The following is a 23,133-nucleotide window of genomic DNA, read 5'->3' as shown; positions in this document are numbered from 1 at the left end:
CCGCGGTCGCAGCGACGAGCACCGGCACGTGCCTGCTCACCGGGTGACGGGGTGCAGGCGCTCGGCGGCGGTCGATCGCACCGCGTCCGTGACCCGCTCGAGCAAGGGTGATGCCAGGTTCCACCGCTGCCACCACAGGGCGACGTCGGCGCGGCGGGTCGGGGTGAGCTCGAGCAGCTCGCCCCGCGCCAGGGCATCGAGGCACTGCGCCTCGGGCAGCATCCCCCACCCGAAGCCGAGCGAGACCGCCCGTGCGAAGTCGGCCGAGGTCGGGACGAAGTGGCGTGGACCGGAGGGCGCGTGACCGAGCACCCGGCGGAGGTAGCCCTGCTGCAGGTCGTCGTCACGGTCGTAGTCGACGAGCGGCACCAAGTCCAGGCGACTCAGCATCCGCCGCTCGGTGTCGGCGTCGGACAGGTAGCGGTCGACGAACGCCGGCGATGCCACCGCCCGGTACCGGTCGATGCCGAGCGGTACCGACGAGCAGCCCTGCACGGGGTCCGCCTCGGCCGTCACGGCACCCATCACCGTGCCGGCGCGCAGCAGCTCGGCGGTGCGGTCCTGGTCCTCGCGGTGCAGGTCGAAGACCACCTCGGTGTCGACACGGACGAGTGCGAGAGCGTCGAGGAACCACGTGCCGAGCGAGTCGGCGTTGACGGCGAGCGGGATCGACGGCACCGCGGACCCCGATCCGTCGGCATCGGTCTCGCCGAGTGCGCGGGCGGTCTCGTCGTCGACCAGCCGCACCTGGCGTGCATGCCGGAGCACGACGGCGCCGTCGGCCGTCGGGGTGACCGGGGTCGTCCGCTGCAGCAGGACCCGGCCGATCTGCTGCTCCATCGACTTGATGCGCTGCGAGACCGCCGACGGGGTGATCGCCAGGGCTCGGGCGGCCGCGTCGAGGGTGCCGTGGTCGACGGCGGCCAACAGGGTCTCGAGGTGCTCGCGCTGGAACCGGACCATGCAGTGCAGCTTACGGCGCTGTAGGAACGTGAGCTGGTCTACAGACGGGGGTGCACCTAGCGTCGTTGACGTGACCACGCTTCTCCCCCTGCTCACCGGCCTCGGCACCGGACTCGCCCTGATCGTCGCGATCGGTGTGCAGAACACCTACCTGCTCCGGTTGGCGGTCAGCTCGGGCCTGCGGGTGGTGACGGCGGCGGTCGTCGTGTGCGCGGTGTCGGACGCCGTGCTCATCGTCGCCGGGGTGCTCGGCGTCGGGGCCGTGGTCGAGCGGTTCCCGGTGGCGCTCGTCGTCGTGCGGTTCGTCGGGGCCGCGTTCCTCGTGACCTACGGCGTGCTCGCCGCGCGACGGGCACAGCGGCCGTCGCGCGACGCCATGCGCGTGGCCGACGACGCGGCGGACGACGTGACCATCGCGACTCGCGTCGCCGACCAGGCGTCGGACGACGGCGTGCCGGAGCCGGCCGCGGGCAGTGGACCCGAGCGCCCGGGGACGGTGGTGGCGGGGCGGACGCGCACCGTGCCTCCCGGCCAGGCGGTGACCATGCGCACGGCAGTGGCGACCATGCTCGTCTTCACGTGGGCGAACCCGCACGTGTACCTGGACACGCTGGTGTTCCTCGGATCCGTCGCGAACCAGCAGGGCCCGGACGACCGCTGGCTGTGGACCGTCGGCGCGGTTGCGGCGAGCTGCCTGTGGTTCGGCGCGCTCGGGTTCGGCGGGCGACTGCTCCGACCGCTGTTCGCGAAGCCGCTGACGTGGCGGGTGTTCGACGGTCTGGTCGCCGTCGTGATGCTGGGCTTCGGCGTCCTGTTGGTCGTCGGCGCGTAGGAGGCCGGAGCCCGCTACTGCTGGCCCTTGCCGACCCGGCTGTTGCGGCGGCTGTAGCCGAAGTAGATCGCGAAGCCGATCACGAGCCAGACGACGAACCGCAGCCAGGTCTCGACCTCGAGGTTCAGCATCAGCCAGAAGCACAGCACCGCCGACAGGATCGGGATCACCGGCGACCACGGCACCCGGAACGAGCGCGGGGCGTCCGGGCGCGACTTGCGGAGCACGATGATGCCGATCGACACCAGCACGAAGGCCGACAGCGTGCCGATGTTGATCATGCCCTCGAGCTTGTCCACCGCCGTGAACCCGGCGAGCAGCGCGACGACGACCCCCGCGACGACCTGCACGCGCACCGGCGTCTGCGTCTTCGGGTTCGTCTTCGAGAACCAGCGCGGCAGCAGACCGTCGCGGCTCATCGCGAAGACGATGCGGGACAGACCGAGCAGCAGCACCATGACGACGGTCGTCAGACCGATCAGGGAACCGATGGCGATGATGCCGGCAGCCCACGGCAGCCCGACGATGTCGAAGGCCGAGGCCAGGGACGGTGCGTCCTCCTGCGCGAGGCGCTGGTAGGAGACCATGCCGGTGATGACGATGCTGACGCCGACGTAGAGCAGCGTCACGATGCCCAGGCCGATGAAGATGCCGCGGGGCAGCGTCTTCTGCGGGTTCTCGGTCTCCTCCGCGCTGGTCGCGACGACGTCGAACCCGATGAACGCGAAGAACACGAGCGACGCCGCGGCGAGCAGCCCGAAGACGCCGTACTGCGCGGGCTCGGAACCGGTGAACCACGACACGAGCGACTGGGTCCAGACGCTGCCCTCCGCGCCCTTGGCGGGCTCCGACGGCGGGATGAACGGGGTGAAGTTCGCGGCCTTGACGAAGAACGCGCCGGCGACGATGACGAACACCACGATGGCGACCTTGATGATCGTGATGACCGCCGAGACCCGCGACGACAGGCGGGTGCCGAAGGCGAGCAGCACCGTGAAGATACCGACGATCAGGACCGGGCCCCAGGTGAACGGGATCGGGCCGAGCTGGATCGTGCTCGGCAGGGTCACACCGAACACGTCGAATGCGGTGCTGAGGTAGATGCCCCAGTACTTCGCGATGACGGCGCTGGCGGTGAGGGTCTCGAGGATGAGGTCCCAGCCGACGATCCAGGCGAGGAGCTCGCCCATCGTGGCGTAGGTGAACGTGTAGGCGGAGCCGGCGACGGGGATCGTCGAGGCGAACTCGGCGTAGCACATGATCGCCAGGCCACACGTGACCGCGGCGAGCAGGAACGAGATGATGACGCCGGGCCCGGCGAAGTTCGCGGCGGCGTTCGCGCCGACCGAGAAGATGCCGGCGCCGACGGCGACCGCGATGCCCATCGCGGCGATGTCGAACGTCTTCAGGGAGCGTTTCAGGGACCGGCCCTGCTCCTCGGAGTCGGCCAGTGAGGCCTCGATCGACTTGATGCGGAGCTTCGTTGCCATGGGGTGGATCCCGTCATCGGCTGGGCGGCGGACCCCGTGACATTACTGGTGTACCACCCCGACACGCAAACAGCGGAGCCGCTGGGCGCATGGGAAACAGGTTCCGGACGCGGAACCAGGGAACGGCGCGGTGCGGTGTCCGGAACCAGGTTCCGTGGGCAGGGCGGGTCGACCGGGAGGCCCGGCTCGGCTCAGGCGGATCGGCGCCAGTCCGCCAGGAACCGCGCTCCGGCCTCGTCGTGGATCACCCCGTCGGGTGCGGTGAGCACCGGGTACGGCGTCGCCGGCACGCCGTCCGAGGGACGGACGTCGACGTGCGCGACCTCGTGACCGTTCGCGTGCAGCCAGTCCGCCATCGCGTAGTCGCTGCGCGAGTCGCCCATCGTGCGCCAGGCCGTCGGCAGCTCGCCGTCCTGCGCCAGGAGCTCGAGCGACCGCTCGGCGCCCATGTCCTTGCCGCTGCGGTCGGACTCGACGTCGGTCGAGATGATCGTCGGGTCGATCCGCCACTGCACGGCGCCGTCGGCGTCGGGTCGGACGTCGTCGAGACGGCGCACGCCCAGGCCGCGACGCTCGAGGGCCGCCATCGCCTTCGCGTCGAACTCGGGCTGCCGGGCCAGGTACGTGGCGTTCGGCACCTCCACCCGCTGCTCGATCGACACCATGGCGCGCTTCGTCTCGTCGAAGAACACCAGGTCGGCGTACTCGGTGCGGACGAGCTCGCGCATCTCGTCGGCGTAGTCGCGCGGGAGCGCCAGGTCGTCGGCGACGGTGAGCTCGCTCATCCCGCCCTCGTACTGCGGGCCGATCGAGCACCAGACGGCGCCCTTCTCGCAGACGGCGTGCACGCGGCCACCCTCGGCGAGACCACCGGCGAGCAGCGGACCGACCACCTCGCTCCGGATGAAGGCGTCGCTCCGGCCGGTGTTGAAGACGACGGGGATGCCCTCGGCGGCGAGGGCGACGAGGTCCTCGATGATGCTCGGGATCGCGATGGTGCGGGAGACGGGGCTGGCGATGGGCCCGTCGACGTCGAGCAGGAGACCGAGACGAGGTGCGTTCACCACGCCATCCTCTCGCAGTCAGCTGCTCGGTGAGACGACCCGGACCAGGAACCCGTCGAGCACGGCGCCGATCGCAGCCGGGTCGGGCACGTGACCCTGCCCGGGGACCTCGACGTAGCCCGAGCCCGGCACGGCCTCGACGACCGCTCGGGCCGCCTGCCGCATCCACTCGTGGCCGTCGCTGCCCGCGGCGACGAGCACCGGGACACCGACCGCTGCTGCCACCCGCTCCGGGATCGCCAGGCCGTTGAGCACCCGCACGTCGCGGCTGAGCACGTGGGCGTCGACGACGAGTGACCGCCAGAGCGCACCCTTCAGCCGCAGCGCCGAGATCTGCCCCATCGGCACCCCCAGGACGTGCGCGAGGAACGCCCGGACCGCTTGGGCGCGACGGCCGGCGGCGACGTGTTCGTCGAGCAGGTCGGCGAAGACGACGTCGTCGGCGTGCGGGTCGACCGTCGCTCGGTACGGCGGCTCCCACAGCACGGCGGCCCCGAGCGGGACGCCGGCGGCGAGGCCCCGGAGGACCACCCCCGCGCCGACGCAGAGGCCGAGCGCGGCGACGGGTCCGTCCACACTCGCGACGACGGCCGCGAGGTCCTCGACCTCGCGTTCGATCGTCCACGGGGTGGTGTCGCCGCTCGCACCGCGGCCCCGCCGGTCGTACGTGATGACCCGGTAGCGGTCCTGCAGGCCGCCGGTCAGGTGCTCGACGGTGGGGGTGCCGTGGTGGTCGAAGGCGCCACCGACCACGACGAGCGCCGGACCGGTCCCCGCGTCGGACACGGCGATCACCGTGCCGTCGGCGGAGACGACCGTGCGGTCGACGTGCTGGTCCATTGGGGGCCTTCCGAGGGTGGTTCGACGGCGCTGCGTCGGGTCCTCGGGAGGGACCGGGCGGGTCGGTCCTCGAAGCATGGCATCGGAGCGCTCCCACGTCACCACCCGCAACCAGGGGGAGACGACCGATCCGGGTCCGGGTCCGGCTCCGCTCAGCGGTCGCGGTAGATCGCTCGGCGGTGGCCGGCATCGACGACGATCACGATGAGTCGGCCGTCGTCGATCTCGTAGATCAGACGGTAGTCACCTGATCGCACCCGCCAACCGGGTCGGTTCACGAGCTTCCGAGCTGCCGGGGGCCGCGGGTGGTCGGCGAGGATCGCGAGGAGTCCCTCGATCCGCCGACGACCGTCGGGCGGGAGCTTGCGGATGACACGTTGCGCGGACGGGATGACCTCGACCGACCAGGTCATCCGAGTCCGAGTTCGCGCTTGAGATCGTCCCACTGCACGTTCTCGCCGCCGATGCGCTTGTTCTCCGCGATGGCAGCGTCGTACGCGACCAGGTCGTCGAGGTCCTCGGCCGCCTCGAGCAGGCGGTCCAGGACATCCGCGTCCACCACCGCCGCGACGCGCTTGTTGCGCCGGGTCAGGTAGACGGGTTCGTGCCGGGCGTCATCGATGATCGACGCCAGGCGGCCACGTGCTTCGGAGATCGACACTTCGCTCACCTGTACATTCTAGAGCGTTTTGTACAACTCAGACGAGCGCCGTGGTGCCGACCGACTCCCGTTCGAGCAACGATCGCTTGACGTCGAGCCCCCACGCGAAGCCCCCGAGTGTGCCGTCGGACCGCAGTACCCGGTGGCACGGCACGAACAGGGCTGGAGCGTTCCGTGCGCACACGCTGGCGGCGGCCCGCACGGCGTCCGGGCGACCCATCGCCCCCGCGAACTCGGTGTAGGTCAGGGTGCCGCCGGCGGGGATGCGGCGGAGCTGCCGCCACCCCTCGGTGAACAGGTCGGTGCCGAACTGCCGCACCGGCACCTGCATGGCGTGCTCGACCTCGCCCGAGTAGAAGGCGTCCACGGCATCAGCGGAGGCGACCGTGCCGTCGACGATGCGACTGGGCCGGTACCGGTCGGCGAGCCGCCCGAGGATCCGGTCGACGGAGTCGGTCCAGCCCGAGGCGAGGACACGGCCCTCGGCGTCCTCGAGCACGGTGAAGGCCCCGTCCGGGGTGTCCAGGGTCTGGATGGTTGCGTCGGTCATCGTTCGTCCTTCCGAGGGTCGTTGTCTGCGTGCCGCGCACGGCCGGTGCCGTGCACCCGCGCACCGGCGGCCGTCGCGATCGCGCGGTCGATGATCGGTCGCCAGCAGTGCATCGTCAGGTAGCTCCGCCAGGGCGCCACCTGCTCCGACCATAGGGAGAGCTCGCGCGCCGTACCGGGCAGTCCGAGTTCCTGTGCACCGTTGCGCACCGCGAGGTCGCTGTGGAGGAACACGTCGGGGTGGTGCCGGACCCGGAGCGCCACGTAGTCGGCGGTCCACGGCCCGATGCCCTTCACCGCCAGCAGCCGCTCGCGCAGTTCGTCGAGGGACTGTCCGCCGTCGATGACGAGCGACCCGTCGGCGAGCGCCGCGGCGACCCGCAGGATCGTGTCGACGCGGGTGGCCGGACCGCGCAGCACCTCGTGGCCGCGGGCGGCGATGACCTCGGCGGACGGGAACAGCAGGCCCTCCGGCAGGATCGCCGACGGCACGGCGGCACCGAGCGCCGCCACGAGCCGCGTCTGGGCCGTCCTGGCCGCGGCGACGGAGACCTGTTGCCCGATGAGGGTGCGGAACACGATCTCGTGCGCGTCGACGGCACCGGGCAGCCGCAAGCCGGGGACCCGCCGCACCGCCGCGGCCAGCTCGGGCACGGAGCCGAGCACCGCGTCGACGGCGACCGGGTCGGCATCGAGGTCGAAGTACGACCGGACGCGGGCGACGAGCGTCGGCAGGTCGGACAGGTCGGTGACGCGCACCCGCAGGTCGATCCCGGTACCGCGACCGGCGGCCGTGGAACCGGCCGCCCCCGCGACCGCGGCCGATGCGCTGAACCAGCCCGGGCCTCCCGGCAGGTCGAGCAGCCGTCCGTAGGAGGTGACCCGCCCGGAATCGTCGGTGTCCACCTGCTCCAGGCCCGGCAGGGCGTGCAGCGCGTGCCAGTCGAGGAGCCCCTGCGCGTCGAACGGCGGCCGCGCGGGCAGGTGCACGTGCAGTGCGCCGTCGGACGCGGGCCGGAGCGTCCGGCGGGCGCGCAGTTCGGACGGGGTGACGGCGAAGACCTCGCGGACGGTCTCGTTGAACTGGCGGACGCTCGCGAACCCGGCCGCGAAGGCGACGTCCGCGATGGGCAGGTCCGACGACGTCAGCAGCGTGCGTGCCGTCTGGGCGCGGTGTGCGCGGCTGAGCGCCTTCGGGCCGGCACCGAGCTCGGCCGTCATGATGCGGTTGAGCTGGCGTTCGGAGTAGCCGACCCGTGCGGCGAGCCCCGGGACGCCGTCGCGCTCGACGACGCCGTCGAGGACGAGGCGCATGGCGCGGCCGGCGACGTCCTCGCGCAGGTCCCACTCGGGGCTGCCGGGGGTCGCTTCGGGCAGGCAGCGCTTGCAGGCACGGAAGCCGGCCAGGTGCGCTGCTGCACTCGTGCGGTAGAAGGTGACGCCGGTCTCGCGGGGCGTGCGTGCCGGGCAGCTCGGTCGGCAGTAGATGCCCGTGGAGTGCACGGCGGTGACGAACTGGCCGTCGAAGCGTGCGTCGCGCGAGGCGACGACGCGGTAGCGCTCGGCATGCAGCTGGTCGGTTCCGGGGATGGTCACGGGCCCAGCCTGACACGCACCACCGACCGCGACTGGCGGAAATCGGACGCCGCGGCACGTCGCGTGGTGCGGGTGGCGGGCGGCCCGAGGTTCCGAGGTTCCGAGATCTCGGCATGTCGGCGCTCGATGTGCTCGCCCGTGGAACCTCGGCGCCACACGGACGGCGTGTTGTGGAACCTCGGCGCAGTGGCGACGAGGGCACGGCGTCGACCGGGAGGCCCGGCTAGCGTTGGGCGGGTGACCTCCGGAGACGACGTAGCCGGGTCTGACCACCGGGTCGGCTCCGACGAGCTCGCCGAGCTCGCCGACTCCGTCGACCTGCCGTTCCGGACCGACGTCGAGGTCGCGCTGCTGCTCGTGTCGCGCCGCCACCGCTACGAGGGCAGGCCGGCCGACGGTGCCCTGCCGGTCCGGTCGGACGACCCCGACGAGCTGCGCGACCGCATCCAACTGCGTGCGGGACTCGGCATCGTCGGCGACCGCTACTTCGCGGCGCGGGCGCACGTGCACGCCTCGGTGACGGTCCTCGGACTCGAGGGCCTCGAGGAGGTCGGACGATCACTCGGCGTGCCGGTCGACCCCGTGGCGACCCGGCGGAACGTGTTCCTGCGAGGCGCCGACGTCGAGGCGCTCCGAGGCGAGCCGTTCTCGTTGCAGAGTCCCGGCAGCGATGCGGTGCTGTTCCGCGGGTACCGGTCGGCGAACCCGTGCGCCTGGATGGACCACGAGGTGGCGCCGGGGGCGTTCCGGGCGATGCGTGGACGGGGCGGAGTGCGGTGCGACCCCGAGTCCGACGGCGTGCTCGCCCTCGGACCCGCGGTGCTCCGGACGACCCGCCCCGTCGCGCTGGGCTGACGGCGGCGCCGTCAGCGGCAGCGCCGTCAGCGGCAGCGCCGTCAGCGGCAGCGCCGTCAGCGGCAGCGCACTGCGCTCACGCGGTCAGCGCGCTCTCGATCGCGTCGACGAAGGCCGGCAGGTCGTCGGGGTTCCGCGAGGTGATGATGCCGCCGTCGACCTGAACCTCCTGGTCGACCCACTCGGCGCCGGCGTTCCGGACGTCGGTCTGCAGCGACGGGAACGAGGTGATCGTCCGTCCGCGCAGCACACCGGCCTCGATGAGGGTCCACGGGCCGTGGCAGATCGCCGCGACGGGCTTGTTCGCCTCGACGAAGGCCGTCACCAGGGAGACCGCCGAGTTGTCCTGTCGCAGGGTGTCGGCGTTGATCGTGCCACCGGGGACCACGAGCGCGTCGTACCCGGTCACGTTGACACCGGCGATGGTGGTGTCGGGGTCGAGGGACTTGCCGGGGTCCTTGTCGCCGACGAGGGTCGCGATCGAACCGGAGTCCTGCGCCGCCACGGTCACCGTCGCGCCGCGCTCGCGGAGCTGGTCGACGGGCACGACGATCTCGTCCTGCTCCACGCCGTAGTTCGTCGCGATGACGAGGACCTTCTTGCCGTCCAGGGTTGCCATGGTCGCTCCTTCCGCGGCCCGGTGGTTCCGGCCGCACGTGCGGCCCGGTTGTTCCGGCCGCACACCCGAGGGTCGTCGGGGAGCGCTGGGCGTGCCCGCAGGACGCAGCGGGTCCTCAGCCGCGGATGCGGAAAGCGGACCCTTCGGGCTCGACGGTGATGCCCTCGTACCCCGACACCCGGTAGAGCCCGGCCGTGACGTCCGACTCGTGCGGGCCGACGACGACCGTGGTCGCTCCGGAGGCGATGGCCGACTCGAGGCCGGCGGGGGCGTCCTCGAACGCCACGCAGTCGGTGGCCTCGACACCGAGCAGCGCGGCACCGCGCAGGTACCCGTCGGGGTGGGGCTTGCCGTGCTCGACGTCCTCGGACGGCACGAACGCCGTCGGCATGGTCAGGCCCGCTGCCGCCATCCGGCCGGCGGCCAGGTCGCGCGGCGCACTCGTCACGAGCGCCACCGGGACCCCCGCGTCGAGGAGCCGGTCGACGAAGGCGGCGGCACCGGGGATCTCGAAGATGCCCTCGCTGCTCGCGCTCTCCTCGGCGACCAGTGCGGCGGCGATGCGGAGCTGTTCGTCACGGTCCAGTTCGGGCAGGAAGTGCTCGATCGTGCTGATCGCCTGACGGCCGTGCGAGAAGGCGAGGATCTCGGCCGGGTCGATGCCGCGGTCGTGACCGAACCGGGTCCAGGTGGCCTCGACCACCGCGGTCGAGTCGACGAGCGTCCCGTCCATGTCGAAGAGGACCCCGGACGCCACGATGTCGATCACGCGCCCGACCCTAGCCGACGCGGTCGACCGTCCCCGAGACTCGGGCAGGCGGCTCCGCCCGGACGTACCGGGTCAGCAGCACGTCACCCGCACCGCGGAGCACGTGCGCGGGGCGCATCCGTCGCAGCTCCGGTGAACTGCCGCGGGCGATCCGGGGCCCGGTGCCGCCCTCGAGCGACGGGTCGATCGTCAGGGTCAGCTCGTCGACGGCGTCCGCGGCGATGAGCGACCCGAGGAACGACGGCCCGCCCTCGCAGTGGATCGTGCCGAACCCCCGCGCCACCAGTGCGTCGCGGACGAGCGACACGTCGACCGAGTCGGGGTCGGTGTCGGTGCTGCAGGGCACGACGTCGGCGACGGACGACAGCGCGACCCCGACGTCCGACGCCGCCGCAGCCGCGGAGGTCAGGACGACTGGCCGGACCGGGGCCTCGGTGAACACCCGGGATCCGGCGTCCAGTGACAGTGACCGCGACACGATCGCGAACACCGGGTGGTCGGGCAGGCCGTGCGCCCGGCGCCAGGCCACGTCGGCGTCGTGCAGGACCATCGGCCCGTAGCCCTCGTCACGCACGGTGCCGGCTGCGACGAGCACGACGTCGGCGACCCGGCGGAGCAGGTCGAACACGCGCAGGTCGTCCGGGCCGCCGAGCGACCCCGAGACCCCGGCGGCCGAGGCGGACCCGTCGAGCGTCGCCACGAAGTTCACCCGCAGCCACGGCGCCGAGGCACCTGCTGTGTACAGGTCGATGAGGTCGTCGTCGGACAGGTCCGCGATCGACGGGGGCAGGAGGTTCACGTGTTGTGCCGCGCTTCCACTGGGGCGCGCCAACCGAGCGTCGCCTCGACCATGCGCATCGCGTCGACGCTCTCGGCGACGTCGTGCATCCGGACGATCCGCGCCCCGAGCATCGCGCTCACGGTCGCGACGGCGAGCGACCCCGCCAGGCGTTCGCCGCGCGGGCGTCCGAGCGACTCCCCCACGAAGTCCTTGTTCGACACCGCCGCGAGCACCGGGTAGCCGAGCGCCACGACCTCGGGCAGGCGCCGGGTGACCTCGAGCGTGTGCACGGTGTTCTTGTTGAGGTCGTGGCCCGGGTCGACGACGATCCGCGACTCCGGGATCCCCGCGGCGAGCGCCCGGTCGACGCGCTCCCGCAGGAACCCGACGACGGACGCGGTGACGTCGTCGTACTGCGGCGGCGCTGCGAGGGGCCGTCGGGGTTCGGCGAGCGAGTGCGTGATGACGATCGTCGCCTCGGAGTCCGCGACGACGGCCGCCATCCGGGGATCGGACAGGCCGGTGGTGTCGTTGACCACGCTCGCGCCAGCTGCGATCGCCGCTGCGGCGACCTCGGGGCGGAACGTGTCGACGCTGATGGTGACGTCGGACTCCTGGGCGAGCTGCTCGACGACGGGCACGACGCGGTCGACCTCGTCCGCAGCGGGCAGTTCCGGCCCCGGAGCGAACTTCACGCCGCCGATGTCGACCCAGTCGGCGCCCTGTTCGGCAGCCCGGACGGCGGCGGCGACGGCGCGGTCGAGCTCGAAGGTGGCACCGCGGTCGTGGAACGAGTCGGGCGTGCGGTTCACGATCGCCATCACGGCGATGCGGTGGTCGAAGTCGAACGTTCTGCGTCCGATCGTGCGGACCGGCTGCCGCAGGTCCGGCACGACCCAGCCGGGTGCGGTCGATCCTGTCTGGAGGCCCGTGGCGGCCCCCTCGGTCGTCACGCGTCCGCCTCGGGGTCGGGCACACGCCCCGCACCGATGAGCGCGATCGCCTCCGCCCGGCCCGCGGCGTCGGCCAGCGAGCCGTTCGCCGCGACCGTGACGGTCGTCGAGCCGGTCTGGCGCTCCCCACGGGTCGTCACGCACTGGTGCTGCGCGTCGAGGACCACGAGGACCCCCTCGGCACCGAGCCCCTCGGCGATCGTGGCAGCGACCTGCTCGCCCAGTCGTTCCTGCAGCTGCGGACGCGAGGCCACGGCGTCGAGCACACGCGAGAGCGTTCCGAGCCCAATCAGACGGTCACCCGGCGCGTACGCCAGGTGCGCGACCCCGAGGAACGGCAGCAGGTGGTGCTCGCAGACGGACCGGAACTTCACGTCGCGGACGATGACGAGTCGGCCGCGTTCACCGTCCTCGGCGTGCACCGTGCCGTCGCGGGCGATGGCAACGGCGTCCGTGCCGATGCCGGCGAAGAACTCGGCGTACGAGTCGGCGACCCGAGCGGGTGTGCGTTCGAGTTCGGGGCGGTCGGGATCCTCGCCGATGCCGAGCAGGAGTTCGCGCACCGCGGCCTCGACGCGGGCACGGTCCATGCGTGACGTCACCGCTCCATCCAACACCAGCCATGGCCGGAGAACGCGAGCCGGCGCACGGCGTGACGTCCCCCGATCACGCGGGTCGGGCCTCCCGGTCGGACATCGGCGCACCCTGCGCGCCCTGTGAGGATCCTGTGACATGCCGGAAACCCAGCAGGCTTTAAACTTGCTCGGTGAGCGCCACGAAGACCGACACCCCACCCCGGAACCGCTTCGCGACCGGCCTCGATCGATACTTCTCCATCACGAAGCGCGGATCCACGATCCCGCGCGAGGTGCGAGGCGGACTCGTCTCGTTCGTGACGATGGCGTACATCGTCATCCTCAACCCGCTGATCCTCGGTGGGTTCAGCGCCGACCAGGCCGCCAAGGACGTCTCCGGCGGCTGGCTCGAGAACGCGCAGGTCGCCGCCGCGACCGGCCTCGTCGCCGGCCTGATGACCATCGCCATGGGCGTCATCGCGAACCTGCCGTTCGGCATCGCCGCGGGCCTCGGGATCAACTCGTTCCTGGCCGTCAGCGTCGTGCAGCAGGTCACCTGGGCCGAGGCGATGGGACTCGTCGTCATCAACGGCGTGATCATCGTGGTCCTGGCGTTGACGGGGATCCGGACGATGATCTTCACCGCCGTCCCGGCGCAGCTGAAGGCAGCGATCACCGTCGGCATCGGCCTGTTCATCGCCTTCATCGGCCTCGTCGACTCGGGCTTCGTGCGCTCGTCCGGGCTCGCGTCGCCGCCCCTGCAGCTCGGTGAGGACGGCTCCGTCGGCGCCCTGCCGACCATCGTGTTCCTGATCGGCCTCGTCATCATCGGCACGCTCATGGCCCGCAAGGTCAAGGGCGCGCTGCTCATCGGGATCGTCGCGACGACGATCATCGCGATCATCCTGCAGGCGATCTTCCAGGTGCCGACCTCGGTCGACTCGAAGACCGGCTGGAACCTCAACGCCCCCGGCCTGCCGAGTGCGCTCTTCGCGTTCCCCGACCTGTCGCTCGTCGGCCACGCTGACCTGTTCGGTGCATTCAGCCGCATCGGGCCGTTGGCCGCGTCGATGCTCGTCTTCACCCTCGTGTTCACGAACTTCTTCGACGCGATGGGCACCATGACCGGCCTGGCGAAGGCCGCCGGCGTCGCGAAGCCCGACGGCACGTTCCCCCGCCTGAAGTCGGCGCTCGTCGTCGAGGGCGTCGGCGCGATCGCCGGCGGTGGCGCCTCGGTGTCGTCGAACACCGTCTTCATCGACTCCGCCGCCGGCATCGGCGAGGGCGCACGCACCGGCATGGCGTCGGTCGTCACCGGCCTGCTGTTCCTGGCGTCGATGTTCCTCACCCCGCTCACGCAGGTCGTCCCGCTCGAGGTCGCCGCCGCCGGACTCGTCGTCGTCGGCGCCCTGATGGTGGCGCAGGTGGCGGACATCTCGTGGACGGACTTCGGGTCGGCCCTGCCCGCGTTCCTGACGATCGTCGTCATGCCGCTCACCTACTCGATCGCGAACGGCATCGGCGTCGGCTTCATCAGCTGGGTCCTCATCAAGCTGCTGTCCGGCCGGGGCCGCGAGGTGTCGTGGCTGCTCTACGTCGTCGCCGCGGGCTTCCTGCTGTACTTCGCACGAGGGCCGCTGGAGGCGCTGCTCGGCGTCGGCTGAGGCCGGGGGGCCGGGCAGGGGCTGGCCGGGCCGGGCCGGGCCGGGGCTGGTCTGCAAGAGCGACAGTTCCTGTGGGGCCGTCCGAGGGTGGTCCACGAAAGCGACTGTTGTCCGCGAAACATCCGCGGAGAACTGTCGCTTTCGCGATCGGGCCGGCCGAGAGGCCCGTGCTCAGTCCGGCAGGTCGCCCGGCGTCGCCTCGTGGTGGCGTCGACCGCCGGACCGCCGGTCCTCCTTCATGCCCGCCTCGAACAGGTGGCGGCGCCCCTGCACGAGCTCGTCCCGCGCAGTGCGCTCCAGCTCCTTCGCGAGCGCGTAGTACCCGTCGTCGTAGTCCTCGACGACCTGGAACGTCCAGCGGCCGGCGATGACGTTGCGGCCCACGAGCTCGGTGTCGATGCGGTCGGCGAGTTCGGTGTGGCCGGCCTTCCGGAGCTGCTCGACGGCTTCGCCGAGGTTCAGGTCGGCGGTGCCCGTCAGGCGGTGGAAGCCGTAGAGCAGGCCGCGGGCGTGCTCGATGACCTCGACCGCAGCCGACAGTGTGCCGAGTGCCTCCACCGTGGCGTCGGAGACCCCCGCGGGGGCCTGGTGCTGTGCGTCGGGGCCCTGATCGTCGTTCGTCATGCTCCCCGTCTACACGAGGGCATCCGAGGTCAGGCGCAGTCACTTCGTCTGGTTGGGATGGCGCGTGTGGACGTCTGTGATGCAGACGACTCGATCCGCCTCGTCCACCGTGAACCAGATCCGCGCGCCCCGCTTCAGTTCGAGCTGCCGACGTGTCCATTCGCGACCCGAGTGCCGGACGACGCCGAGCGCGCCGCGACTGACCACGGCTTCACGGCGCGTCGAGGACGATCGGGTGCTCGAGGAGTTCGGGGTCGCCGGTGCTCCAGCCCGCCGCGATCGCCTCGGCACTGCTGCGCCACGCCTGCATCTCGACGAGCAAGGCCCGCGGCTGCCTGAGCGAGAACGATCCACGAGCCACGTCGACGATCTCGCGGGCAAATCGCTGCTGGTCGTCTCGACTCAGGAGCTTGATCCACGGGTAGGGGATGGCGAGTCGATCGTGGAGCGGCAGCCCCTCGTTGACGGTCACCGCAGCGATCAACTGCGCAGCGATCTCGAGGACCGCGTCGTCGTCGTCCGAGCGTTCCTTCGTGGTGAGCACGAGCGCTTTTCCATCGCGCCGCGTGACTTCGAGCGGCTCTTCTTCAGCTGCAGCGAACACTTCTCTCGAATGGCGGGAGAGGTCAGACGACTGGACGGCACGACGCGAGCGAGGAGGGGCGGTCAGGGTCATGGATCCAGCGTATTCAGAACGCGTTCTGAACACAACCCGCAGTTGCTCGCCGTCCGATTGCGACCTAGCATTCGAACACACGTTCGAACGAGGAGACCCGATGATGATCACGGAGACGGCCGCCACGGTGTGGTGGGCCGAGGGCGCACCGAGCCGGCTGGTCTGGGGCGGGCGCCGTTGGCGGGTGAGCGACACCCCGACCCGTCTGACCGTGACGCGGGCCGAGCTGCCGACCGCCATCACCCACGCCCCCGAGCGCACGGTCGGCTGGCGTTTCCAGGCCACGGCCGACGACGGGGAAACGCTGGTGGTCGACATCGTGCCCGAGGGCAGCGGCTGGGGCGTCGCGCGGACGTGGACGTGAGCGCCACCCCGGATGCGGACTACGTCGTCACGCGCTCGACCGGCGCCCGCTCCGGAGCCGGTCGTTCCATGAGACGCCAGGCGCCACCCGTCAGCGGCGCGAGCGTCACGACGGTGTAGAGCACGACGACCGCTCCGAACGTCGCCTGCACACCGACACCCTCGGCCGCGAACCCGGCGAGCAGTCCGCCGAGCGGGATGCCCGCCCAGGACCCGGCTCCGAGCAGCCCGAACACCCGGGCCCGCATGTGCACCGGGATGCGCTCGAGCTCGACCGCACCGAGGATCGGGTTGAGTGCGCCGGCGGCGAGGCCCGACAGCGCCGAGGCAGCGAGCATCCACGGCAGCCCGAGGCCGAGCGCCGGCACCAGGAGCGAGGGCCCACCGGCGAGCACGAAGCACACGACGAACGTGATCCGACGGGGGACGCGGTGTGCGACGTACCCGAAGGCCACCGACCCGAGGAACGCCGCACCGCCGAAGGTCCCGGTCACGAAACCCAGCGCCTGCGCCCCGCCGAGTGTGTCGGCGGCGTAGAGCGGGAGCAACGTCGTCGACCGGGCCGCGTCGAGCAGGTTCGTGATCAGCACGAGGGCGATCACGAGCCGGAAGAACGGGTCGCGGACGCAGAACCGGAAGCCCTCGGCGATGTCCCGCCAGTACCCGCTGGTCGGAGCCGCATCAGCGGTCGCTGCCGCCGCGTCGCCGTCCGCCGGCCGGACCAGCGCCGCAGCGAGCAGGGCGGCGGTGCCGAACGCCACCGCGGTGCAGACGAGGGCGGCCATCGGTCCGGCAGCCGCGACGAGCACCCCGCCGAGTGGCGCGCCGATGAGCACCGAGAGTCGCTGGGACGCCTCGAAGTGACCGACCGCGCGCTCCAGCGGGACGCCGGCCGATCGTGCGAGCCCCGGGAGCAGGACCCGGCGTGCGGACTCCCCGGGCAGGTCGAACAGGCCGCTCACGAACACGAGCGCCAGGAGTGCCCAGAACGGCAGACCCACCGTCCAGGCGAGGACCGGCATCGCCAGGAGGGTCACACCGCTGACGAGGTCCGACGCCACACTCGAACGGACGAACCCGACCCGCTCGACGAGCGCCCCGCCGAAGGGGCCGCCGAGGACGATCGGCACCGTCGCGGCGAAGGCGGCGATCCCGACGTCCGTCGCCGAGCCGCCCCGGGCCAGGACGGCGAAGGGCACGGCCACGGTCGTGACGACGTTGCCGGTCCGCGAGACGACCTGGACCGCGAGCAGCGCCCGCAACCGTGCCCGGGCGTTCACGGTCGCCCCATCCGGTAGCTCTGCGTGACGGCGATGACGCGCTCCGACCCGTCACCCGGCGTGTGCGCGTCACTCACGGCCGTCCATCGCTCGACGACGGCACGCAGTTCGGCGCCGAGGCCGGTGAGTTCCTCGGCGGTCAGCCGCAGCACCTCGTCGGAACTGGTCGACGCCGCGACCCACTCACGGCCGAGCACCGGCGCCTGGTCGATGAACCGCCCGTACTCGGCCGCGTACGCATCGGCGACGGTGTGGTCGAGTGCCGTCGTGGCGAGCATCCGTTCCGGGTCGTCGAGCGCATCGGCGAGGTCCCACGACGTGCGGTCCGCAGTCGCACGCCACCACCGCTCCCGCCGGTCCGAACCGAGCTCCGGCGCCGGCTCGATGAAGTCCGCGTCGGCCAGGCGCTTGCAGTGGTAGCTGATCGTGCCGGGTGCCTCGTCGATCTCGTCGCCGAGCATCGCCGCGGTCTGCGGTCCACCGGAACGCAGGAGCCCGACGATCCGCAGTCGGGTCGGGTGGGCGAGGGCACGCATGTGGGCGGCGTCGTCGAGTCTGCGCACGGTCATGCTCTGACGATAGATGCACAAGAACTCTTGCGCAATGCTTCTTGTGTAGTTGATCGGCTGAGACGGCCGCCACCGCGCTACGGTTCCGGCATGGCGAAGTGGATCGCGCTGCTGCGCGGAGTGAACGTCAACGGCATCACGATCAAGAACGCCGAGCTCGCGGAACTGCTCCGTGGAATCGGCTTCGACGACGTCCGCACGGTGCTCGCATCCGGCAACGTGGTGTTCGGGACGGACGCCGACGCGCCGACCCTGAAGGGCACGATCGAACAGGCACTCCGCGACCGCTTCGGCTACGACGCGTGGATCGTGCTCGTCCCGCACGACGACCTCGAAGGCATCGTCGAGCGGTTCCCGTTCGACCGGGCCGACGATCGGCACGACTACGTGGTGTTCGGCTCCGACGACGACGCCCTCGACGCGCTGCTCGCCGACCTCGTGCTCGACACCACGGTCGAGCAGGTCGCCCGGGGTGACGGGGTCGTGTACTGGTCCTGCCCGAAGGGGTCGAGCACGGACACCGTGTTCGCGAAGCGGGCCGGAGCAGCACGCTTCAAGCGCTCGACCACGACGCGCAACACGAACACGCTCCGGAAGCTCCTGTGACCCGAGCGAGCCCGGTCTGACGCCCTACGCGGTCGTCTCGTCCACGTCGAAGTCGCGCTGGAGCGAGATCGTCGGGATCGACGCCGTGATCACGGAGCCGTCAGCCCGGAGCGTGCCCTGGATGTCGCTCGTGGTCGGTGCGTGCCCGGACATGCGTGGCCCCTGGTGCGGCAACGGCACGACGGTCGGCTCGCCGGCCTCGATGTCCCACTGCTGGTTGTGCACCCAGGCGGTGAAGCCCGAACCCGTCTCGACCGTGAAGGTCATGGCGTCCTGCCCGAGGTCGACCCGGACCCGCGACCCGCGCACGGTCAGACGGTAGGTCAACGAGTCCCAGTGCCGCGGCAGTCGCGGGTTGAACGTCATCCGGCCGCCGTGGTCGCGCATGCCGCCGAACCCGTTGACGAGCGCACCCCAGATGCCACCGGTCGACGCGATGTGCACGCCGTCCGAAGTGTTGCCGTGCAGGTCGGCCAGGTCGACGTAGAGCGCCGTCTGGAAGTACTGATCGGCGAGGTCGTGGTACCCGACCTCGGCCGCCATGATCGACTGCACGACCGCCGACAGCGTCGAGTCGCCCGTGGTGAGCGCGTCGTAGTAGTCGAAGTCGCGGCGCTTCTCGGCCGCGGTGAACTCGTGCCCTTGCAGGAACAGCGCGAGCACGACGTCTGCCTGCTTGAGCACCTGGAACCGGTAGATGACCAGCGGGTGGTAGTGGAGCAGCAGCGGACGCTTGGACTCGGGGGTGTTCTCGAGGTCCCAGAGTTCCTTGTCGAGGAACTGGGCGTCCTGCGGGTGGATGCCACGGTGCGGGTCGAAGGGGATCTCCATCGACTCGGCGGCGTGCTCCCACTCGACGAGCTCGTCGGGGCGCAGACCGGTGCGGCGCACCATCCGGTCGTACTCTTCGACGTCGTCGGCCGCGAGTTCGCGGCACGCGTTCACCGCGAACCACAGGTTCGCTCGCGCCATGACGTTCGTGTAGAGGTTGTCGTCGACGACGGTCGTGTACTCGTCGGGCCCGGTGACGCCGTCGATGTGGAACTTCTTGTCGCCGTTGGAGCGCCAGAAGCCGAGGTCGGCCCACAGCCGAGCGGTCTCGACGAGCACGTCGATCGCCCCGCGCTTCAGGAACTCGGTGTCACCGGACGCCCGCACGTACTGCATCAGGGCATGGGCGATGTCGGCGTCGATGTGGTACTGCGCGGTGCCGGCGGCGTAGTACGCGCTCGACTCCTCGCCGTTGATCGTGCGCCAGGGGAACAGGGCACCCCGCTGGTTCAGCTCGCGTGCCCGCGAGCGTGCGGCGTCGAGCATGTTGTAGCGGAACCGCAGCGCGTTCCGGGCGACGATCGGCGCCGTGTACGACAGGAACGGCAGGACGTAGATCTCCATGTCCCAGAAGTAGTGCCCGCCGTAGCCGGAGCCGGTGACGCCCTTGGCGGCGATGCCGTGCCCGTCGGTGCGGGCCGTGGCCTGCGCGAGCATGAACAGGTTCCACCGGACGGCCTGCTGGATCTCCGGCTGCCCGGCGATCTCGACGTCGCTGCGTGCCCAGTAGTCGTCGAGCCAGACGCGCTGCTTCTCGAACGTCTCGTCGATGTTCTCGGCGTGCGCCCGGTCGAGCGTGCGGTCGCAGCGGTCGGCGAGTTCGCGCACCGGGACACCGCGGGAGGTGTGGTACACGACGTGCTTGACGAGTCGGATCGGCTGCCCGGCACGCGCCTGGACGCGGTAGACGTGCTTCGCCAGGTCGTCGTCGATCGACGACGACTCGTCCCAGCTGTTCTCGGTCTCGAGGTGGTGCTCCACACCGACGCAGATGGTCATGCCGGAGCTCGACGCCTGGTACCCGAGCAGGGAACGGGCGCCGGTGCTGCGCTTGAGCTTCGGTTCGAGCACCCGGTCGGTGAAGGCCTCGGCCTTGCGCGGGTCGAAGGCGTTCGCGGCCGCCCGCATCCCGGCGTGGTACTCGTCCTGCACGTCCTGGCGGTTCAGGATCTGGCTGGACAGCAGGATCGAGGCGTCCGCGTCGAGCACGGTGACCTCGTAGTCGATCACGGCGAGGTGCCGATCGGTGAACGACACCAGACGGCGGGACCGGATCAGCACGCGCTTGCCGGACGGCGTCGACCACTCGGTCTCGCGGAACAGGTAGCCGCCGCGGAACTCGAGGCGCCGCGTGTGGTGGAGGATGTCCGCCTCGGCCAGCACCAGGGGTTCGTCGTCGACGTACAGCCGGATCACCTTGGCGTCGGGCGCGTTGATGATCGTCTGGCCGGTCTTGGCGAACCCGAAGGCGTCTTCGGCGTGCCGGATCGGCCAGGTCTCGTGGAACCCGTTGATGTACGTGCCGTACTGCACACCGCCGCGCCCCTCGTCGAGGTTGCCGCGCAGGCCGAGGTACCCGTTGCCGACGGCGAAGTTCGTCTCGGCGACGCCCTGCTGGTCGGGGGTGTACTCGGTCTCGACGAGGGCCCACTCGTCGATCGGGTACCGGACGCGGTCGAGCGGGTCCGAGGTGATGGGGTTCATGGTGCTCCGTGGGAAGGGAGGGTGGCGTGGGGACGTCGGTTCGACCGGGAGGCGCGGCTCGCCTCCGGCGCGCTGGCTACGTCGTGCTGGTGGTCGCGTGCGGAAGCTCCGCGACCAGGTCGGCGAGGTCCGTCACGACGACGTCAGCGCCGTGTTCACGCAGCGCGTCGGCGCCCGCTCCGCGGTCGACTCCGACGACGAGCCCGAAGGCCCCGTTCCGGCCGGCTTCGACACCACTGGTGGCGTCCTCGACCACGACGCACTCGGCGGCGGTCAGTCCGAAGCGCCCGGCGGCGTCCAGGTAGGTGTCGGGGGCGGGCTTGCCGGCCAGGCCGTCCTGGCGGGCGACGAGCCCGTCGACCACGACGGTGAACCGGTCGAGGATGCCGGCGGTCCGCAGCACCGAGACGGCGTTCGCGGAGCTCGAGACGACCGCGACGTGGAAGCCGGCGTCGATCGCGGCGGTGAGGAACCGGAGCGAGCCGGGGTACGGCTCGACGCCGTGTTCGTCCAGCTCGGCGGTGAACTCGGCGTTCTTCCGGTTGCCGAGACCGCACACGGTGTCGTCGTCCGGGCCGTCGTCCGGGGTGCCCTGCGGTAGGTCGATGCCCCGCGACTCGAGGAGCGACCGCACGCCGTCGTACCGCGGCTTGCCGTCGATGTACGCGAAGTAGTCGGCCTGTGTGTACGGCGCGACCCCGTGCGCTTCGAGGTACGGCGTGAAGAGCCGGCTCCAGGCGCGCATGTGCACGTCGGCGGTGGGGGTGAGGACACCGTCCAGGTCGAACAGGAGCGCTCGCGTGTCCGCGAGTCGCGCGGGTGTGCGCCGGGTCGGCGTCGTCATCTGCAGCCCTTCAGGGAACGGGGTTCGTGGACGTTGCTCTCGTCGAGTCTAGGACCGCTCCAGCACGCGTGTTCAGACCGCGCCGTCAGCGCAGGCCAGGGGCCGGCGGCAGGTCGCGCGCCCACTCCTCGATCGCCGAGGAGATCTGTTCGCGGGCGGACTCGCGGCTGATGGTCGCCGTGCGGTCGCCCGGCTGGTCCCCGTAGGCGCCGAAGTCGGCGTGGTTCGAACCCTGGACCTCGGTCATCGTCGCGGTCGACGGCAACAGGTGCCGGGCCGCGTCGACCTTGTCGGGGGTCGAGAGCCCGTCACGCGAGCCCGAGACGCTCAGCACGTCGATGTACGAGCTGCTGATGTCGTTCGCGCAGTAGCTGCCGAGCAGCAGCAGGCCGTCCGCGTCCTGCGCGAGCTGGCAGGCGCGGACCCCGCCCAGCGAGTGCCCGCCGACCGCCCAGGTCGCGACGTCCGGCGCGTGCGCCTCGAAAGTGGAGAGCGGCCGGGTGTCGAAGAACGCGAGGTTGAGCGTCGGCTTCGTGATGACGACCGTCGTGCCGTTCGCGACCACCTGCCGGAAGGTCGCCATGTACGCGTACGGATCGACCTTCGCACCCGGGATGAACACGATGCCCTTGCCGTCGGCCTGCCCCGTGGGCGTCATCACCACGGAGTCACCGGCGTCCTGGACCGACACACGGTCGTCGCGCCAGACCTGCAGCGCAGCGCTCCGGGTGCCCTGCATGACGATGTGTGCCCAGACGAGGAACACCACCACGACCACCAGCAGCACGGCGACGATCCACGCGGTCCACCGCAGTACTCGGTTCATGCGACCACCGTACGACGCATCAGCACCTCGTTCCGACCGTCGGGCAGGGGATCGCCCGGGTCGTCGAGTGCGGTGAACCCGGCGCGTTCGTAGGTGTGCCGGGCGACGGTGTTGTCGGGCATCACGGAGAGTTCGAGCACCCCGCCACCGGAGGCTGCTGCCCACTCCGCGATCGCCTCGATCAGGGCACGTGCGACGCCTCGGCCCCGGGCGGCGGGGTCGACCCACATCGAGATGAGTTCGGCTGGCGCACCGGCGTCGGTACCCGGGACGCCGCTGGCCATCCCGACGACGTCACCCTCGGCGGCGACCGCCAGCAGATCGAGCGCACCGGGGATCGACAGGCGTGTCCGCCAGCGGTGCTCGGGGGCGTCCGCCCAGTCCTGCAGCGTCGAGCCGAACGCGTGCGGGGAGTCGGCGAGCGCCCGCAGCCGGACGGGTCGCCAGACGCACCAATCGTCCGCGGTCACCCGGCGCAGCTCGATCGTCACGCCTCGACGGTACCGGCGGAGGTCCCTCGGTGAGCAGAAATGGTCGGGTGCGTGATGCGCACTCGACCATTTCTGCTCACCATCGCGGCGCAGCCACACGCGGACGCA

26 protein-coding genes are annotated in these 23,133 nt (G+C 71.3%); 5 read left to right on the top strand and 21 right to left on the bottom strand.

The features are described from left to right. Window positions 1–36: 36 nt before the first annotated feature. Window positions 37–963, bottom strand: coding sequence for a LysR family transcriptional regulator ArgP (locus EDF53_RS08110; RefSeq protein WP_123293082.1), 927 nt, complete (start codon window positions 961–963; stop codon window positions 37–39). A gap of 70 nt (window positions 964–1,033) precedes the next feature. Here EDF53_RS08110 and EDF53_RS08105 point away from each other — a divergent pair, with 70 nt between their 5' ends. Then, complete coding sequence (locus tag EDF53_RS08105) at window positions 1,034–1,795, top strand: LysE/ArgO family amino acid transporter (RefSeq protein ID WP_221181202.1); 762 nt, start codon at window positions 1,034–1,036, stop codon at window positions 1,793–1,795. A 14-nt stretch (window positions 1,796–1,809) separates the two neighbouring features. On the opposite strand, the gene EDF53_RS08100 is transcribed toward EDF53_RS08105, so the two are convergent. The 7 genes from EDF53_RS08100 to EDF53_RS08070 all read right to left on the bottom strand — a co-directional run bounded on the left by EDF53_RS08100 (window position 1,810) and on the right by EDF53_RS08070 (window position 7,989). Further along, entirely contained in the window at window positions 1,810–3,285 is a 1,476-nt protein-coding gene (locus EDF53_RS08100) for an amino acid permease (RefSeq protein ID WP_123293079.1), read from the bottom strand. A 191-nt stretch (window positions 3,286–3,476) separates the two neighbouring features. Then, window positions 3,477–4,349, bottom strand: a complete 873-nt coding sequence (locus tag EDF53_RS08095; protein ID WP_131845918.1) for a hypothetical protein — start codon at window positions 4,347–4,349, stop codon at window positions 3,477–3,479. Between the two features lie 18 nt (window positions 4,350–4,367). Next, on the bottom strand, window positions 4,368–5,189 hold the full coding sequence (locus EDF53_RS08090) for an alpha/beta fold hydrolase (RefSeq protein WP_165918691.1): 822 nt from the start codon (window positions 5,187–5,189) through the stop codon (window positions 4,368–4,370). A 152-nt stretch (window positions 5,190–5,341) separates the two neighbouring features. Next, complete coding sequence (locus tag EDF53_RS08085; RefSeq protein WP_123293075.1) at window positions 5,342–5,602, bottom strand: type II toxin-antitoxin system RelE/ParE family toxin; 261 nt, start codon at window positions 5,600–5,602, stop codon at window positions 5,342–5,344. Further along, window positions 5,599–5,859: a type II toxin-antitoxin system Phd/YefM family antitoxin gene (locus EDF53_RS08080; protein ID WP_123293073.1), complete on the bottom strand. Its 261-nt coding sequence runs from the start codon at window positions 5,857–5,859 to the stop codon at window positions 5,599–5,601. The genes EDF53_RS08085 and EDF53_RS08080 overlap by 4 nt, the downstream gene beginning before the upstream one ends. A 28-nt stretch (window positions 5,860–5,887) precedes the next feature. Then, window positions 5,888–6,400, bottom strand: coding sequence for a methylated-DNA--[protein]-cysteine S-methyltransferase (locus EDF53_RS08075; RefSeq protein WP_123293071.1), 513 nt, complete (start codon window positions 6,398–6,400; stop codon window positions 5,888–5,890). Continuing rightward, window positions 6,397–7,989, bottom strand: coding sequence for a DNA-3-methyladenine glycosylase 2 family protein (locus EDF53_RS08070; protein ID WP_395873435.1), 1,593 nt, complete (start codon window positions 7,987–7,989; stop codon window positions 6,397–6,399). Before EDF53_RS08070 ends, EDF53_RS08075 begins: the two co-directional genes overlap by 4 nt. A 324-nt stretch (window positions 7,990–8,313) precedes the next feature. Here EDF53_RS08070 and EDF53_RS08065 point away from each other — a divergent pair, with 324 nt between their 5' ends. Continuing rightward, window positions 8,314–8,850: a molybdenum cofactor biosysynthesis protein gene (locus EDF53_RS08065; protein ID WP_123293402.1), complete on the top strand. Its 537-nt coding sequence runs from the start codon at window positions 8,314–8,316 to the stop codon at window positions 8,848–8,850. A gap of 76 nt (window positions 8,851–8,926) precedes the next feature. On the opposite strand, the gene EDF53_RS08055 is transcribed toward EDF53_RS08065, so the two are convergent. The 5 genes from EDF53_RS08055 to folE form a co-directional block, all read right to left on the bottom strand. Then, window positions 8,927–9,469, bottom strand: coding sequence for a type 1 glutamine amidotransferase domain-containing protein (locus EDF53_RS08055; RefSeq protein WP_111083520.1), 543 nt, complete (start codon window positions 9,467–9,469; stop codon window positions 8,927–8,929). A gap of 115 nt (window positions 9,470–9,584) precedes the next feature. After that, on the bottom strand, window positions 9,585–10,238 hold the full coding sequence (locus tag EDF53_RS08050) for an HAD-IA family hydrolase (protein ID WP_123293069.1): 654 nt from the start codon (window positions 10,236–10,238) through the stop codon (window positions 9,585–9,587). 10 nt (window positions 10,239–10,248) lie between these two features. Continuing rightward, window positions 10,249–11,037, bottom strand: coding sequence for a pyrimidine reductase family protein (locus tag EDF53_RS08045; RefSeq protein WP_123293067.1), 789 nt, complete (start codon window positions 11,035–11,037; stop codon window positions 10,249–10,251). Then, a complete protein-coding gene (folP, locus tag EDF53_RS08040; RefSeq protein ID WP_123293065.1) occupies window positions 11,034–11,972 on the bottom strand; it encodes a dihydropteroate synthase in 939 nt (312 codons plus the stop codon). The genes EDF53_RS08045 and folP overlap by 4 nt, the downstream gene beginning before the upstream one ends. After that, window positions 11,969–12,562, bottom strand: a complete 594-nt coding sequence (folE, locus tag EDF53_RS08035; protein WP_123293064.1) for a GTP cyclohydrolase I — start codon at window positions 12,560–12,562, stop codon at window positions 11,969–11,971. The genes folP and folE overlap by 4 nt, the downstream gene beginning before the upstream one ends. Before the next feature lie 176 nt (window positions 12,563–12,738). Between folE and EDF53_RS08030 the strand changes: the two genes are divergently transcribed. Further along, window positions 12,739–14,211: an NCS2 family permease gene (locus EDF53_RS08030; RefSeq protein WP_123293062.1), complete on the top strand. Its 1,473-nt coding sequence runs from the start codon at window positions 12,739–12,741 to the stop codon at window positions 14,209–14,211. Window positions 14,212–14,382: 171 nt separating this feature from the next. Here EDF53_RS08030 and EDF53_RS08025 read toward each other — a convergent pair whose 3' ends face one another. After that, window positions 14,383–14,835, bottom strand: a complete 453-nt coding sequence (locus tag EDF53_RS08025) for a hypothetical protein (protein ID WP_123293061.1) — start codon at window positions 14,833–14,835, stop codon at window positions 14,383–14,385. Between the two features lie 211 nt (window positions 14,836–15,046). After that, window positions 15,047–15,511: a prevent-host-death protein gene (locus EDF53_RS08020; RefSeq protein WP_131845912.1), complete on the bottom strand. Its 465-nt coding sequence runs from the start codon at window positions 15,509–15,511 to the stop codon at window positions 15,047–15,049. 103 nt (window positions 15,512–15,614) lie between these two features. On the opposite strand from EDF53_RS08020, the gene EDF53_RS08015 reads away from it, so the two are divergent. Continuing rightward, window positions 15,615–15,875: a hypothetical protein gene (locus EDF53_RS08015; RefSeq protein ID WP_148058302.1), complete on the top strand. Its 261-nt coding sequence runs from the start codon at window positions 15,615–15,617 to the stop codon at window positions 15,873–15,875. Between the two features lie 19 nt (window positions 15,876–15,894). On the opposite strand, the gene EDF53_RS08010 is transcribed toward EDF53_RS08015, so the two are convergent. Both EDF53_RS08010 and EDF53_RS08005 read right to left on the bottom strand, forming a co-directional pair. Next, the gene (locus tag EDF53_RS08010) at window positions 15,895–17,154 is read right to left on the bottom strand and encodes an MFS transporter (protein ID WP_123293058.1); all 1,260 of its coding nucleotides are present in this window, start codon (window positions 17,152–17,154) and stop codon (window positions 15,895–15,897) included. Continuing rightward, window positions 17,151–17,723 carry a transcriptional regulator gene (locus EDF53_RS08005; protein ID WP_123293057.1) on the bottom strand — a complete coding sequence of 191 codons (573 nt, stop codon included), beginning with the start codon at window positions 17,721–17,723 and terminating at the stop codon, window positions 17,151–17,153. Before EDF53_RS08005 ends, EDF53_RS08010 begins: the two co-directional genes overlap by 4 nt. Window positions 17,724–17,813: 90 nt before the next feature. Here EDF53_RS08005 and EDF53_RS08000 point away from each other — a divergent pair, with 90 nt between their 5' ends. Beyond that, entirely contained in the window at window positions 17,814–18,329 is a 516-nt protein-coding gene (locus tag EDF53_RS08000) for a DUF1697 domain-containing protein (RefSeq protein ID WP_123293056.1), read from the top strand. A 24-nt stretch (window positions 18,330–18,353) separates the two neighbouring features. Here the strand turns inward: EDF53_RS08000 and EDF53_RS07995 are convergent, their stop codons facing one another. The 4 genes from EDF53_RS07995 to EDF53_RS07980 form a co-directional block, all read right to left on the bottom strand. After that, on the bottom strand, window positions 18,354–20,864 hold the full coding sequence (locus EDF53_RS07995) for a glycoside hydrolase family 65 protein (RefSeq protein ID WP_123293055.1): 2,511 nt from the start codon (window positions 20,862–20,864) through the stop codon (window positions 18,354–18,356). 76 nt (window positions 20,865–20,940) lie between these two features. After that, window positions 20,941–21,708 (bottom strand): HAD family phosphatase, encoded by a 768-nt coding sequence (locus EDF53_RS07990; RefSeq protein WP_123293054.1) that lies wholly within the window; start codon window positions 21,706–21,708, stop codon window positions 20,941–20,943. Window positions 21,709–21,793: 85 nt separating this feature from the next. Further along, complete coding sequence (locus EDF53_RS07985) at window positions 21,794–22,534, bottom strand: alpha/beta hydrolase (RefSeq protein ID WP_123293053.1); 741 nt, start codon at window positions 22,532–22,534, stop codon at window positions 21,794–21,796. Further along, window positions 22,531–23,025, bottom strand: a complete 495-nt coding sequence (locus tag EDF53_RS07980) for a GNAT family N-acetyltransferase (protein ID WP_123293052.1) — start codon at window positions 23,023–23,025, stop codon at window positions 22,531–22,533. The genes EDF53_RS07985 and EDF53_RS07980 overlap by 4 nt, the downstream gene beginning before the upstream one ends. Window positions 23,026–23,133 lie beyond the last annotated feature (108 nt).

It is taken from the genome of Curtobacterium sp. PhB78 (genome assembly GCF_003751685.1).
Taxonomy (GTDB): Bacteria; Actinomycetota; Actinomycetes; order Actinomycetales; family Microbacteriaceae; genus Curtobacterium.
The sequence above is the reverse complement of the archived record's forward strand: the minus strand, read 5'-3'. Positions and strand labels throughout refer to the sequence as shown.